General features: G+C 58.1%; 14 protein-coding genes. All 14 read left to right on the forward strand.

The features are described 5' to 3' along the window. Positions 1 to 246 (forward strand): CBS domain-containing protein (locus Q7U71_05250; protein MDO9391162.1); only part of this gene is annotated, 246 nt, incomplete at its 5' end. A gap of 199 nt (positions 247 to 445) precedes the next feature. Further along, positions 446 to 1,330 carry a hypothetical protein gene (locus Q7U71_05255; GenBank protein MDO9391163.1) on the forward strand — a complete coding sequence of 295 codons (885 nt, stop codon included), beginning with the start codon at positions 446 to 448 and terminating at the stop codon, positions 1,328 to 1,330. Positions 1,331 to 1,459: 129 nt separating this feature from the next. Next, positions 1,460 to 2,011: an LPS export ABC transporter periplasmic protein LptC gene (gene lptC, locus Q7U71_05260; protein MDO9391164.1), complete on the forward strand. Its 552-nt coding sequence runs from the start codon at positions 1,460 to 1,462 to the stop codon at positions 2,009 to 2,011. Then, complete coding sequence (locus tag Q7U71_05265) at positions 2,008 to 3,075, forward strand: LptA/OstA family protein (GenBank protein MDO9391165.1); 1,068 nt, start codon at positions 2,008 to 2,010, stop codon at positions 3,073 to 3,075. The genes lptC and Q7U71_05265 overlap by 4 nt, the downstream gene beginning before the upstream one ends. Then, positions 3,072 to 4,502 (forward strand): RNA polymerase factor sigma-54, encoded by a 1,431-nt coding sequence (rpoN, locus tag Q7U71_05270; GenBank protein MDO9391166.1) that lies wholly within the window; start codon positions 3,072 to 3,074, stop codon positions 4,500 to 4,502. Before Q7U71_05265 ends, rpoN begins: the two co-directional genes overlap by 4 nt. 140 nt (positions 4,503 to 4,642) lie before the next feature. After that, a complete protein-coding gene (gene lipA / locus Q7U71_05275; protein ID MDO9391167.1) occupies positions 4,643 to 5,536 on the forward strand; it encodes a lipoyl synthase in 894 nt (297 codons plus the stop codon). Continuing rightward, complete coding sequence (gene raiA / locus Q7U71_05280; protein MDO9391168.1) at positions 5,533 to 5,847, forward strand: ribosome-associated translation inhibitor RaiA; 315 nt, start codon at positions 5,533 to 5,535, stop codon at positions 5,845 to 5,847. The genes lipA and raiA overlap by 4 nt, the downstream gene beginning before the upstream one ends. 224 nt (positions 5,848 to 6,071) lie before the next feature. Continuing rightward, complete coding sequence (hprK, locus tag Q7U71_05285; GenBank protein MDO9391169.1) at positions 6,072 to 7,040, forward strand: HPr(Ser) kinase/phosphatase; 969 nt, start codon at positions 6,072 to 6,074, stop codon at positions 7,038 to 7,040. 146 nt (positions 7,041 to 7,186) lie between these two features. Continuing rightward, positions 7,187 to 7,825, forward strand: coding sequence for a CsgG/HfaB family protein (locus Q7U71_05290; protein MDO9391170.1), 639 nt, complete (start codon positions 7,187 to 7,189; stop codon positions 7,823 to 7,825). 311 nt (positions 7,826 to 8,136) lie between these two features. Further along, a complete protein-coding gene (locus tag Q7U71_05295; protein ID MDO9391171.1) occupies positions 8,137 to 8,463 on the forward strand; it encodes a nucleotidyltransferase domain-containing protein in 327 nt (108 codons plus the stop codon). Then, a complete protein-coding gene (locus Q7U71_05300) occupies positions 8,453 to 8,860 on the forward strand; it encodes a HEPN domain-containing protein (protein MDO9391172.1) in 408 nt (135 codons plus the stop codon). The genes Q7U71_05295 and Q7U71_05300 overlap by 11 nt, the downstream gene beginning before the upstream one ends. Next, the gene (locus tag Q7U71_05305) at positions 8,861 to 10,942 is read left to right on the forward strand and encodes a DUF1926 domain-containing protein (protein ID MDO9391173.1); all 2,082 of its coding nucleotides are present in this window, start codon (positions 8,861 to 8,863) and stop codon (positions 10,940 to 10,942) included. Next, the gene (locus Q7U71_05310) at positions 10,942 to 11,208 is read left to right on the forward strand and encodes an HPr family phosphocarrier protein (GenBank protein MDO9391174.1); all 267 of its coding nucleotides are present in this window, start codon (positions 10,942 to 10,944) and stop codon (positions 11,206 to 11,208) included. Before Q7U71_05305 ends, Q7U71_05310 begins: the two co-directional genes overlap by 1 nt. 4 nt (positions 11,209 to 11,212) lie before the next feature. Further along, positions 11,213 to 12,258, forward strand: a 1,046-nt coding sequence (locus tag Q7U71_05315) for a putative PEP-binding protein (protein MDO9391175.1), incomplete at its 3' end; no start/stop codon positions are given.

A 12,258-nucleotide genomic window follows, 5' to 3' on the forward strand; every position in this document is an offset into this window, starting at 1 on the left:
ATCATAGGCATCCTGACCGACGGCGACCTGAAACGGCTGCTGACCAAGTCCCAGGACATCTTCTCGCTTAAAGTGGACGAAGTGATGAACAAGAACCCCAAGACGGTGGGCCAGGGCCAGCTGGCGGTGAAGGCCGCCAAGATGATGGAGGACTTCCGGGTTACCTCGCTCTTGGTGGCTGACAAGGAAAACCGGCCGGTGGGGATCATCCATCTGCACGACATCATGCAGGCGGGGGTGCTTTAAAAGGGAACAGGGGCAGTCAATGAAAACGCGTATTTGGTATATTTTTTGCATAGCAGCCTTGACAACAAAACAAAAAACTCATAACACATTTAAGTTCAACACGGTATAAACAAGACTCAACCAGCAAAAATGCCCCCCGCCAAAGGCGGGGGGCATTTTTAGTCTTGCAAAGATGGGTTTATTGTGGTAAATTATTAAAGTGAATAAAACAATCCGCCGGCAGTTCAAATACCTGCTGGTTAGGTTTCTACTGAAGACATTTTCGGTTCTGCCCCGGTCCTTTTGCCTGGGGCTGGCCAAGGCTTTGGCGCCTGCGGCCTGGCATTTATTGCCCAGGGAGCGGGACAAGGTGCTGTTCAACCTAAGGCTGATCTTTCCTGAGCACAAGGACCACCAAGCCCTGGGTCTGGAGATATACCGGAACCTGGCGCTGAACGCGGTGGACACCGTCAAGATCCCCGGACTTCCGCTGGAGGAACTGGACCGGATGGTGGTGCTGCACGGGCTGGAGCATTTCGACCAAGCCTACAAATCGGGCCAGGGGCTGGTGGCCATCACCGGGCACATCGGCTGCTGGGAACTGATGCCGGTCTGGTTCTCCCGGCACGGCTACAAGATCAGCGTCATCGGCAAGCGGATGTACGATCCCCGGATGGACGACATCGTGCTGAATATGCGGAGCGGGCAGGGGATCCAGGTGATAGACCGGGACACCGGGGCCAAGGAGGCGCTGAAGGCCCTTCATTCCGGCCACGCCTTGGGGATATTGATTGACCAGGACACCCGGGTCTCCAGCGTCAATGCGGAGTTCTTTGGCCACCAGGCCAAGACGCCCACCGGGGCGGCGGCTTTGGCGGCCCGGGCCGGCTCGGCGGTGATCCCGATGGCCATCCAACGGGACAAGCAGGGGATACATCACCTGTACGTCAGGCCGCCGTTGCCCCAGTCACAATTAACCGACAAGGAAGCCCGGCTAAAAGAGGACGTGCAGAGACAGACTACGGCCCTGGAAGAACTGATCAAACAGGACGTAAGCCAGTGGGTTTGGATGCATCTGCGCTGGCTGGAGAAACCTCAGGCTTAAAGAAAATTAGCCACAGAAAGCACAAAGGGCACAAAAATATTTATAACCGCAAAGACGCGGAGTCCGCTAAGAATAAAAAACTTTGTGTCTTAGTGTCTTTGTGGCTGAAATGCCCGGATTAAGAAAGAAATGAAAAAAACATACATATATACTGCCCTTGTCCTTGTACTCTTAACCGGGTGCAAGAAGGAACAGGCCTCCCAGCCGGCGGCCGAGCCTGATTTTCCGCCGTCCCAGACCATCCAGGGATTCAAGCTGACCGAGACCCAGGCCGGCCTGCGGGTCTGGGTGCTGGTGGCCGAACAGGCCAACACCTTCAACGACCAGCATCTGGTGGAGATGTTCAAACTGAAGATCGATTTTTACCGCAAGACCGGGGACTCCATCAGCGCCAACCTGACCGCCGATTCCGGCAAGATCAACACCGACAGCCGCAACATGGAGACCCGCCGGAACGTGGTGCTGACCACCAAGGACGGGATGAAACTTCTGACCGATTACCTGGATTGGAGCAACCAGGACCGGCGCTTTACCACCGAGTCCAAGGTCCGGCTGGAGAAGGACGGCGACTGGCTGGAAGGCGAGGGCATGAGCGCCAGCCCCGACCTGAAGGAGATCGAGCTCAAGCGCAACGTCCGGGGCAAGAAGGAACTGCTGACCGGGCTGGAGGGGATCCAGTGAGCTTCTCAGTCCTGCTGCTTTTGGCCGGACTGGGGGCGGCTCCCCAGCCGCTGGCCGACACCACCCAGCCCTACGTGCTTTCGGCCGACAACATGAAGATCCAGCAGCTGGGCCAGGACAAGATCACCTGGCTCTATGGCCAGGTGGAGATCATCCACGGCTCCACGATACTGAAGGGCGACACCGCCCGCATCTCCACCCTTACCGAGAAAGCCTCGGTCTGGGGCAGGGTCACCATCTACGACAAGACGGTGAAGATCACCGGCCGCCGGGCCGACTACCTGAAATCCACCGGCCGGGCCAGCGTCTTCGGGCGGCCCCGGCTTAACGACGCCGGCTGGGACCTGACGGCCGACTCCCTGGCCTACTCCCGGCCCCTGGCCAAAAGCTATGCCTACGGGCAGGTGGAGATGATAGACTCCTCCCAGCACAACAAGCTTTACGGCGATTACGGCGAATACTGGCACGACCAGGGCTACGGGTTCGTCATAGGCCGGGCCAGGATGGAATCCTACGACAAAAAGAACCGCACCAAAAAAAGCGTGATCACATCCAACAAAATGGAGGTCTTCCAGGCCAGCGGCCTGGCGGTGGCCACCGACAGCGTCAGGTTCGCCCAGGACAGCCTGTGGGCCGCCTGCGGCAAGATGACCTATTTCAAGACCGCCGGGCGGATGATGCTGGAGCAGGATCCCTCGGTCTGGCGACGGGACGCCCTGATCAGCGGCCGGCTGATGGAGCTGGACCTGAGGGGCGACACCCTGCGCAATGCCTGGGTGCGTGACTCGGCCGTGGTCCGCCAGTTCACCGAAGCCAGCCCCGACACCGACATCATCACCTGCGACAGCCTGAAGGCCGATTTTGCCCAGGGCCAGATGTCCTACGTCCATGCCTGGGGACGGGTGTGGTGCCAGTACCACCGGAGGCAGAAGGAAAACAGCAGCGGCCGGAACCTGGCCCAGGGACAGGAGATGGAATTCTTCATGAGCCAGGGCAAGACCCAGAGGATACTGATGAACAAAAAAGCCAAAGGCGCCTATCACTCCAGGGAGGATGTAAAATGAGCGCCATGGGTCCGGGACTGAGGCAGGAACTGCGCCAGATGCTGGCGCCGGAGATGCTGCAGCTGTTGAAACTGCTGCAGCTGCCGACGCTGGAGCTTCAGCAATTGGTGCGCCAGGAACTGGAGATCAACCCCCTGCTGGACGAGGTGATGGAGGAGACCCAGGAAGAGATCCAGGAAACGGAAGGTTTGAACTCGCTGGATTCCTTCCAAAAGACCTCCAACGAAGAAGAACCGGAACCGTCCGACCGCCCCGACCAGCTTGATTGGGATAATTACCTGCAGGAGGGTTTGGACAGCGGCTATTATCCGGCCAACAAGGACAAGTCCGAGGAGGACTCCCAGCCCTACGTGGTCACCCAGCAGAGCTTTCAGGATTACATCCTGTCCCAGCTCCGGATCTCATTAGACAATCCCCGGGACCTGGAGATCGGAAATTACCTGATCGGGAACCTCAACGACGACGGTTACCTGACCATGGGCACGGACGAGGTGGCCGCCGCCCTGAACCATTCACAGGACGAGGTGGAAAGGGTGCTGGACCTGGTCCAGAATTTTGACCCTCCCGGGGTGGCCGCCCGGAACCTGAAGGAATGCCTGCTGATCCAGCTCAACCATCTGGGCTACAGGGACAGTCTGGCCTGGAAGATGGTGGACCAGCATCTGGACGACATGGAGCGCCGCCGATATCCGGCCATCGCCAAGGCCCTGAAGGTGACAGAGGAGGAGGTGGCGGAGGCCCGGGAGATCATCTCGGCCCTTTCGCCCAAGCCCGGGGCCGGGCTGGGCAGCGATGAGACCCGCTACATCTTCCCGGACATCCTGATAGAAAAGCACGAAGGCGAATATGTGATCATCATCAACGACCGGGTGGTGCCCCGGGTGCGGGTGACCCCGGATTACAAGAAGATCCTGCAGCGTTCCAAGACAGCCAAGCCCGAGGAGCGGGATTACGTGGTCAAGCGGCTGGAGGCCGCCCGGTTCATAGTTAGGATGATAGAGCAGCGCCGCCGCACCGTCCAGAAGATAATGCTGGCCATAGTGGACCGCCAGCGGGACTTTTTGGACCACGGCCTGCGCCAGTTCAGGCCCTTGACCATGAAACAGGTGGCCGACGACATCGGAATGCACGAGTCCACGGTCAGCCGGGCGGTCCACAACAAATACGCACTGACCCCCCACGGGATGTTCGCGGTCAGATACTTTTTCGGCGGCGGGATGAGCACCACCCAGGGCCAGGACTCGGTCAAGGCCATCAAGGACAAAGTGCTGGAGATGATCAAGAACGAAGACCCCAAATCGCCGCTGACCGACCAGGACATCACCGACGCTTTGGCCAAGGCGGGACTGAAGATCGCCCGGAGGACCATCGCCAAATACCGCCAGGAGGGGAACATCCAGCCGGCCAGCATCCGGAAGAACCCCTGATCTGGGAACAAGAACCGTTTCTATTAGGAATGCAGGAAACCATGAATATTAAACTTGGGAAATCCCCAAAATTATTCCTGCCTTCCTGTTTTCCTTATAAAGGTATTCCAATTGTTGGATGCCATTAGGTAATAAATATTATGCCGGATAACCAAAATTTAAAAAGACTGCCCCGGGCCTTCAAGCAAAGCCTGGTGCGGAACCCCGCCCAGGCCCTGGTCAACCAGGTGCTGTCTGAATGCAGGCTGGAGACGGTCTGCCGCGAGGCCCGCTGCCCCAACCGCAACCAGTGTTTTGCTTCGGGCACCGCCACCTTTCTGATCATGGGCGGGAGCTGCACCCGGGGCTGCCGCTTTTGCGCGGTGGGCAAGGGCGGCGCAATGCCCCTGGACCCGGGGGAACCCCAAAGGCTGGCCCAGGCGGTGAAAAAACTGGGGCTGAAATATGCGGTGATCACCTCGGTCACCCGGGACGACCTGGAGGACGGCGGGGCCGGGCATTTTGCCGAAACCGTCAAAGCCCTGCGCCGGGAGAACCCCGGGATCCTGACCGAGATCCTGACCTCCGACTTCGACGGCCGGGAAAGTTCCTGGCGGCAGGCGGCGGAGATCAGGCCCGAGGTGTTCAATCACAACCTGGAAACAGTCCCCCGGCTTTACCCCCTGGCCCGTCCCCAGGCCGTTTACCGGCTGTCGCTGGACCTGATCAGCTACGCTGCCCGGGCCGGGCTGGTGGCCAAGTCCGGACTGATGGTGGGGCTGGGCGAGGAAGTGGCTGAGATCAAGCAGGTGATGGTTGATCTTAAGCAAGCCGGCTGCCGGATCCTGACCGTGGGCCAGTACCTGGCCCCGTCCCAGGAACATCTGCCGGTGGCAAGGTTCTGGGAGGAATCCGAATATCAGGAGCTCAAAACTTACGGGGAACAAATACTGGGACTGGACGCGGTCGTGGCCGGGCCCGCCGTGCGCAGTTCCTATCTGGCATATCAAACTTATCAGTCCATAACCAACTTTAAACAGGAGGCACCGGCATGAAGATCAACATCACCGCCCGCCATTTTGAAGGCCTGACCGAAGGCCTGAAAAAAGAGGTCCAGTCCCGGCTGGAGCATCTGGAGCATTTCTTCCCCCGGATCCTGGAAGCCCGGGCCATTTTAAGCGAAGAGAAAAAGCGGATGATCGCCGAGATCACCATCCATCTGCCGGCCGGCAAGCGTCTGGTGGCCAAGGAAGAGGGCACGGACATGCGCCAGGCCCTGGATTTTGCGGTGAAGAAGATAGAGACCCAGGTCAAGAAAGTGAAAGAGCGCAAGGAGCACAAGGGCCGGGGGCTTAAGGGGCAGTAGGGCACTTCCGGGCAGCCAGTATTCAGTATTCTTAGACCGGCAATTAAATAGCGCAATCATATTGTCAACAATTGTCATCCCGAGACACCTTACTTGCTATGCAAATTGAGGGATGAGGCGGTTTTTTTATCCTTCGGTTAGTTAAGCACGTTGCCATTCTCAGGATGACGCTTGATATGTTTAATTGCCGAAGTAATCAGTATTCAGTAATTGCGAGGGAGACCATGAAGGAGATATCGGTACAGGAGGTGCTGAACGACCGGCAGGAGTTCCTGCATCTGGAAGTGCTGACCGGCACGACCGGACTGGAGCGCAAGATCATTATCGCTGACACCAACCGCCCGGGGCTGGCCCTTTCCGGCTACATGGGGTATTTTCTGTGGGAGCGGGTCCAGATAATCGGGATCACCGAGACCGGCTACCTGGAGACCCTGAAACCGGACAAGCGCATCGAAGCCATCAAACGGATCACTTCCTTTGAACTTCCCTGCATCATCATCTCCAAGGGACTGGCCGCCCATCCCGAGCTGGTGGCCACCTGCCTGGAACGCAGGATCCCCCTGCTGCGCACCGGGCTGGACACCACCGACTTCATCCACAAGCTTTCCTCCTACATCGACAACAAGCTGGCCCCCACCACCACCGTCCACGGAACTTTGGTGGATGTCTACGGCCTGGGCCTGCTGTACACCGGCGACTCCGGCATCGGCAAGAGCGAATGCGCCCTGGACCTGGTGGAGCGGGGGCACCGGCTGGTGGCCGACGACGTGGTGGAGATCAAGAAACGCGGCCAGAGCGTGCTGGTGGGCTACGGCAACAAGCTGCTGAGGCACAACATGGAGATCCGGGGGATCGGGATCATAGACCTGGCCACCATCTTCGGCATCAGGGCGGTGCGGATGCGCAAGCGGATAGAGGTGGAGATACGGCTGAAGCGCTGGAGCGACGACGAGGATTACGAGCGGGTGGGCCTGGACGAAAAGCCCACCACCATCCTGGGGGTGGAGATCCCGCTGGTGACGGTGCCGGTGGTGCCGGGCAAGAACATCAGCGTGATTTCCGAAGTGATAGCCATGAACCAACTGCTGAAGGCCTGCGGATACCGGACCCCGGAGGAATTCAACAACCGTCTGCTGGAGTCCATGCAGAAGAAGTTCGAGGCCGCCAAGTTCGAGGAGGACGACCTGGAGTAGGCTGATCATAGCCTCTTTTGACCGCCCCCTAATCCCCCTCCGTTGCGGAGGGGGAGGTAACCATCCCTCTCCACATTGGAGAGGGGGAGGGGAGAGGTCAAAAAGTATTGATATCTTGTTCCCACAATTTGAAAAACGGAGTTAAAATGAAGAGAAAAATGGCCCCGGTCGGCATCAGTCTTTTACTGGCTGCCCTGCTGACGGGTTGCGCGGCCAAGTCGGCAGGCCCAACCACTGGCTCGCTGTTAGGAGGGTCAACGGCCGCGACCCCAACCGTTCAGACCCAGCCCGTCTATTCTTCGGTCCCGGCCCCGAAGGGGCCCAAGCTTACCATCTCGGTGATGGATATGAACGTCACTTCGGGCCTTTCCCCGCAGGAGGTGTCGATGCTGACCGACAAACTGCTGAACGAGTTCGTCAACACCAAATTCTACAAGGTGGTGGAACGCTCCAAGCGCGATGAGATCCTCAAGGAACAGGGCTTCCAGCAAAGCGGGGCCTGCGATCAGGGGGCCTGCCTGGTGGAGGCCGGACAGCTTTTAGGCGTGCAGAAGATGGTGGGCGGCACCATCGGCAAGCTGGGCGTGATGTACGTGGTGGAACTGCGGATCATGGACGTCAAGACCGGGGAGATAGACCAGGCCTTTTCCCGCAAGTACTCAGGGGACGTGTCCAATCTGCTTGATGCCATGCGCGAGGCGGCAGTGGTGTTCTCGGGCGGCACGGCGGTCCCGGCGCAAGCCAATCCCGCCGGACAGAGCCAGCCGCTGAAGAGAAGAAAATAGCAAGAAGGAACTCAACTCGCTAATTATTCTATTTCCATTGCCACGAGCTTTAGCTCGTGGTTGAATGATCAAAAATATTATCTTAGGGTTTAAACCCCGCTTGTACTCCGCAGGAGGGATTGGGTTTCATTAGATTTCTTACCACGACCTGAAGGTCGTGGTAATGCTTGTACTGAGTGACATACTGAGTCTGCTGAAGTGCAGAGCTGAAGCGGAATGAGTTCAAAATAAATCAATCATCTATGCCCAAACTGAAATTCATATTCGGGGTTCACAACCACCAGTAGTTGAAAACACGAAGCAGGAAGAACATGGAGAAAAACAATAAAAACGGTGCGGATTTCAAGAACACCATTGACCTTATCGTAAAAAAGATCCGGCCCCAAAAAATAATTCTTTTCGGCTCCAGGGCTGACCGCAAGAACAAGGAATGGAGCGATTATGACATTTGCCTGCTTAAATCCGGCGTTGTCAATAAACGGAAAATGGCCCAGGATATCTACAAAATGCTGTGTGGCTGTAATATCGCCATGGATATAATCGTGGAAACTCCCGAGAATTATTTAAAGCTCAAAAGCAACCGGTTTATGATCTACAGCGAGATCGCGAAAAACGGGAAAGTGGTTTATGAAAAATAGCGACCTGGCCAAAGAATGGCTTAAAAGAGCGCAAAGCAATCTGGCGAAAGCCAAGGCCAGAAGGTCTTCCCGGGCCATTCTCTACGAAGACTTGGCATATGACTGCCAGCAGGCGGCGGAGAAATCGTTAAAGGCTCTTTTGGCCCACAGGGGTACAGAATTTCCCAAGACCCATTCGATCAACTTGCTTCTGGACATAGTAAAATCCAAGAACATCACCATCCCGGCAGTTATCAGACAATCCTCGGTCTTGACCGAATATGCCGTTGAGACAAGATATCCCGGCGATTATGAGCCGGTCAAGCGCGGGGAATATTTAAAAGCTTTGAAATTGGCGGTAGCCATAGTGGGCTGGGTGGAAAAGAAGATGCAGACAACAGATATATTTGAAAAATAAATGCCCAAACTGAAATTCATATTCGGGGTTCACAACCACCAGCCGGTGGGCAATTTCGACTTTGTGTTCGAGGACGCCTACCAGAAGGCCTATAAGCCTTTTCTGGATGTCGTCTCCGGCTATCCCTGGTTCAAATTCACCCTGCACAACAGCGGCTGCCTGTGGGAGTGGCTGGAACAGCATCACCCGGAATACCTGGAACAGGTCAACACCCTGGTCCGGGCCGGGCAGGTGGAACTGCTGGGCGGGGGCTTTTACGAGCCCATCATGCCGGCCATCCCCGACCGCGACAAGCAGGGCCAGCTGAAGATGATGTCGGAATTCCTGAAGAACAGGTTCGGCAAAGCCCCGGCCGGAGCCTGGCTGGCCGAGCGGGTGTGGGAGCCGGGGCTGGCCTCGGTCCTGGCCGACGCCGGGATTAAGTACACGGTGCTGGACGACTATCATTTCAAATGCTCCGGCAAGAACGACCAGGACCTTGACGGCCACTACATCACCGAGGATCAGGGCAAGCCGCTGGCGGTCTTTCCCATCAGCCAGCAGCTCCGCTATCTGATCCCCTTCCATAACGTGGACGAGGTCATCGCCCACCTTAAAACCCTGCACCAGCCCGGTCGGGATGCGCTGGCCGTATTGGCCGACGACGGGGAAAAGTTCGGGGTCTGGCCCGGCACCCATGAGCTGGCCTATGAAAAGGGCTGGCTGAAAAACTTCCTGGACGCGCTGGAAGCAAACAAGGAGTGGCTGGAGCTGTCCACTTTCAGCCAGGCGCTGGAAGCGTTTCCGGCCAGGGGCCGGATCTATCTGCCCACCGCCTCCTACGCCGAGATGGGGGAGTGGGCGCTGGAACCAAAGTCCGAGGCGGTCTATTCGGAGCTGACCCAAAGGCTGAAGGCCGAGGGCAGCTACCAGCGCTACAGTCCGTTCGTCAAGGGCGGCACCTGGCGGGATTTTTTGACCAAATACCCCGAATCAAACAACATCTACCGCAAGATGCTCTCGGTCTCGGCCAAGGCGGCTGGCCAGGGCCCGGATGTCCTGCGGGAACTATACCGGGGACAGTGCAACTGCGGATACTGGCACGGGGTCTTTGGGGGCCTGTATCTGCCGCATCTGCGCGAGGCTCTGTACCGGCATCTGATCCGGGCCGAGAATCTGATGGAACCGAAGCCTGAACCTTCTGCGCCCTCGTTTGAGGCCAGGGAATTCGATTTTGACGGTGACGGCCGGAACGAAGTGGAACTGTTCAACCGCCATGACAGGCTTCTTCTATCCCCGTCCTTCGGAGGCGCCATGATCGAATGGGATGCCCGGGAAAAGGAGATAAATCTGTTCGACACCCTGGCCCGCCGGCCCGAAAGCTACCATCGGAATATTCCGAAGCCGGGCGATCAGGGCGCATCCCAGGGCAAGAGCATTCACGAGATGCTGGTCTCCAAGGAGGAGGGCCTGACGGATCTGCTGTTCTACGACTCCTTCCGCCGGGTAGGCCTGGTGAACCACCTGCTGGGGCCGGAGACGGACCTGGAATCTTTTTACCGCAACTGCCACCAAGAGCAGGAACCGGGCCTGGCCGGAGCATGGGTTTATCAAACAAACAGACAGGCGGAACGGGTGACGGTGGAACTCACAAAAATCATAAACGATCTGACCATTGCCAAGAAGATCGTCTTCGGGACCGGGCCGTCATTCAAGATAGAATACAGCTGGGTGAACAGCGGTCTTAAGGAAATGGAGATCTGGCCGGGGATAGAGTTCAACTTCGGCCTGCTGTCTTCGGGTTTCGGGCGGCACTGCCGGAGCGCCAGCCGGATACTGCCCACCGAAGCCCTCAACGTCCGGGCCCAGGATCAGGATGTTTCCCAGCTCTCGGTGATAGACGGCTACCGCAACCTTTCCGTCGACTTTGACCTGGACCAGGCCTGGGACCTCTGGCGCTTTCCGGTGGAGACCGTCTCCCAGTCGGAATCGGGGCTGGAGAGGAACTACCAATGCTCGTGTTTTTTATGGCATAAAAAGATAAAACTTTTGCCGGGCCGGCCGCAAACATTAATTTTCACACTGGAACATAAGGCAATTTGATGCAGGAAAGATCTTTCACCATCGTCAACCGTTTGGGAATGCACGCCCGGCCCTCGGCCCTGTTCGTCAAGACCGCCGGGAAATTCAAATCCAAGGTCTGGGCCCGCAAGGAGGAGACCGAGGTCAACGGCAAAAGCATCATGGGGGTGATGATGCTGGCGGCCGAGCCTGGTTCCACCCTCACCGTCCGGGCCGATGGCGAGGACGAAGCCCTGGTGCTGGACGCCCTGGGCAGGTTGATAGCCGATAAATTCAACGAGGATTAAAAAAGTGAACGCCGAATACAGGATCAACGGCCTGCCGGCCTCTCCGGGCATTGCCATCGGCCGGGCCTTCGTCTACCGCAAGGCGGCCGTCACGGCCGTCAAATACCGGGTAAGCGACACCGGGCGGGAGCTGGAGAAATTCAAGGCCGGCCTGATCCGGGCCAAGGCCGAATTCTCCGAACTGAAACAGCAGATCGTGCTGCGGATGGGGGAGGAGGCGGCCGCCATCTGGGACGCCCAGCTGCTGATGCTGGACGATCCCGAGACCTTCGAAGGCACGGTCCGCCGGATCAAGGAACAGCGGCAGGACGCCGCCTCGTCCTTCAAGGAAGTGATGGAGGAGGTGGCCCAGGGCATGCAGAATTCCAGCAACGCCTACCTCAAGGAAAGGTCGGCCGACATCCGGGACATGATCTGGCGGGTGATCAAGCACATCGAGGCCCAAAGCACCCTGCCGGTCCAGGACCTGCCCAAGGACGCCATTGTGCTGGCCCACGAGCTTTCCCCGGCCGACACCGCCCTGATGACCCACAAAAAGATTCTGGGCTTCATCACCGAGTCCGGCGGGAAGACCTCCCATACCGCCATCGTGGCCCGCAGCCTGGAGATCCCGGCGGTGGTGGGCGCTCCGGACCTGATGCTGAAGGCCGTTTCCGGCCTGCCGGTGATACTGGACGGGGCCAGGGGCCTGGCCATATTCAATCCCGGCCCCCAGACCCTGGAGCTTTACCGCGAGGAACAGAAGGTTTTCTTAAAGCACCTGGCCAACCTTAAAAGACTGCGCCGCCAGAAGGCGGTGACCAAGGACGGGCATCAGGTGGAGCTTTCGGCCAACATCGAGATGCCGGAGGAGACCGCCTCGGTGCTTTCCCACGGAGCCAAGGGGGTGGGCCTTTACCGCACCGAATTCCTGTTCCTGACCTCGGACCATCTGCCCACCGAGGAGGAGCAGTACCAGGTCTACCGCCGGGTGGCGGAAAAGCTCAGCCCCGATCCGGTGATCTTCCGGACCTTTGACCTGGGCGGCGACAAGCTGGACAACAAGACCGG

This window comes from bacterium, from assembly GCA_030655055.1.
GTDB lineage: Bacteria > Edwardsbacteria > AC1 > AC1 > EtOH8 > UBA5202.

Excerpts from the sequence above, each read along its gene's own strand:
- rpoN (MDO9391166.1), top strand. The coding sequence starts at position 3,072 with ATGAGCGCCATGGGTCCGGGACTGAGGCAGGAACTGCGCCAGATGCTG.
- Q7U71_05300 (MDO9391172.1), top strand. The coding sequence starts at position 8,453 with ATGAAAAATAGCGACCTGGCCAAAGAATGGCTTAAAAGAGCGCAAAGC.
- Q7U71_05290 (MDO9391170.1), top strand. The coding sequence starts at position 7,187 with ATGAAGAGAAAAATGGCCCCGGTCGGCATCAGTCTTTTACTGGCTGCC.
- hprK (MDO9391169.1), top strand. The coding sequence starts at position 6,072 with ATGAAGGAGATATCGGTACAGGAGGTGCTGAACGACCGGCAGGAGTTC.
- Q7U71_05310 (MDO9391174.1), top strand. The coding sequence starts at position 10,942 with ATGCAGGAAAGATCTTTCACCATCGTCAACCGTTTGGGAATGCACGCC.
- Q7U71_05305 (MDO9391173.1), top strand. The coding sequence starts at position 8,861 with ATGCCCAAACTGAAATTCATATTCGGGGTTCACAACCACCAGCCGGTG.
- raiA (MDO9391168.1), top strand. The coding sequence starts at position 5,533 with ATGAAGATCAACATCACCGCCCGCCATTTTGAAGGCCTGACCGAAGGC.
- lipA (MDO9391167.1), top strand. The coding sequence starts at position 4,643 with ATGCCGGATAACCAAAATTTAAAAAGACTGCCCCGGGCCTTCAAGCAA.
- Q7U71_05295 (MDO9391171.1), top strand. The coding sequence starts at position 8,137 with ATGGAGAAAAACAATAAAAACGGTGCGGATTTCAAGAACACCATTGAC.
- lptC (MDO9391164.1), top strand. The coding sequence starts at position 1,460 with ATGAAAAAAACATACATATATACTGCCCTTGTCCTTGTACTCTTAACC.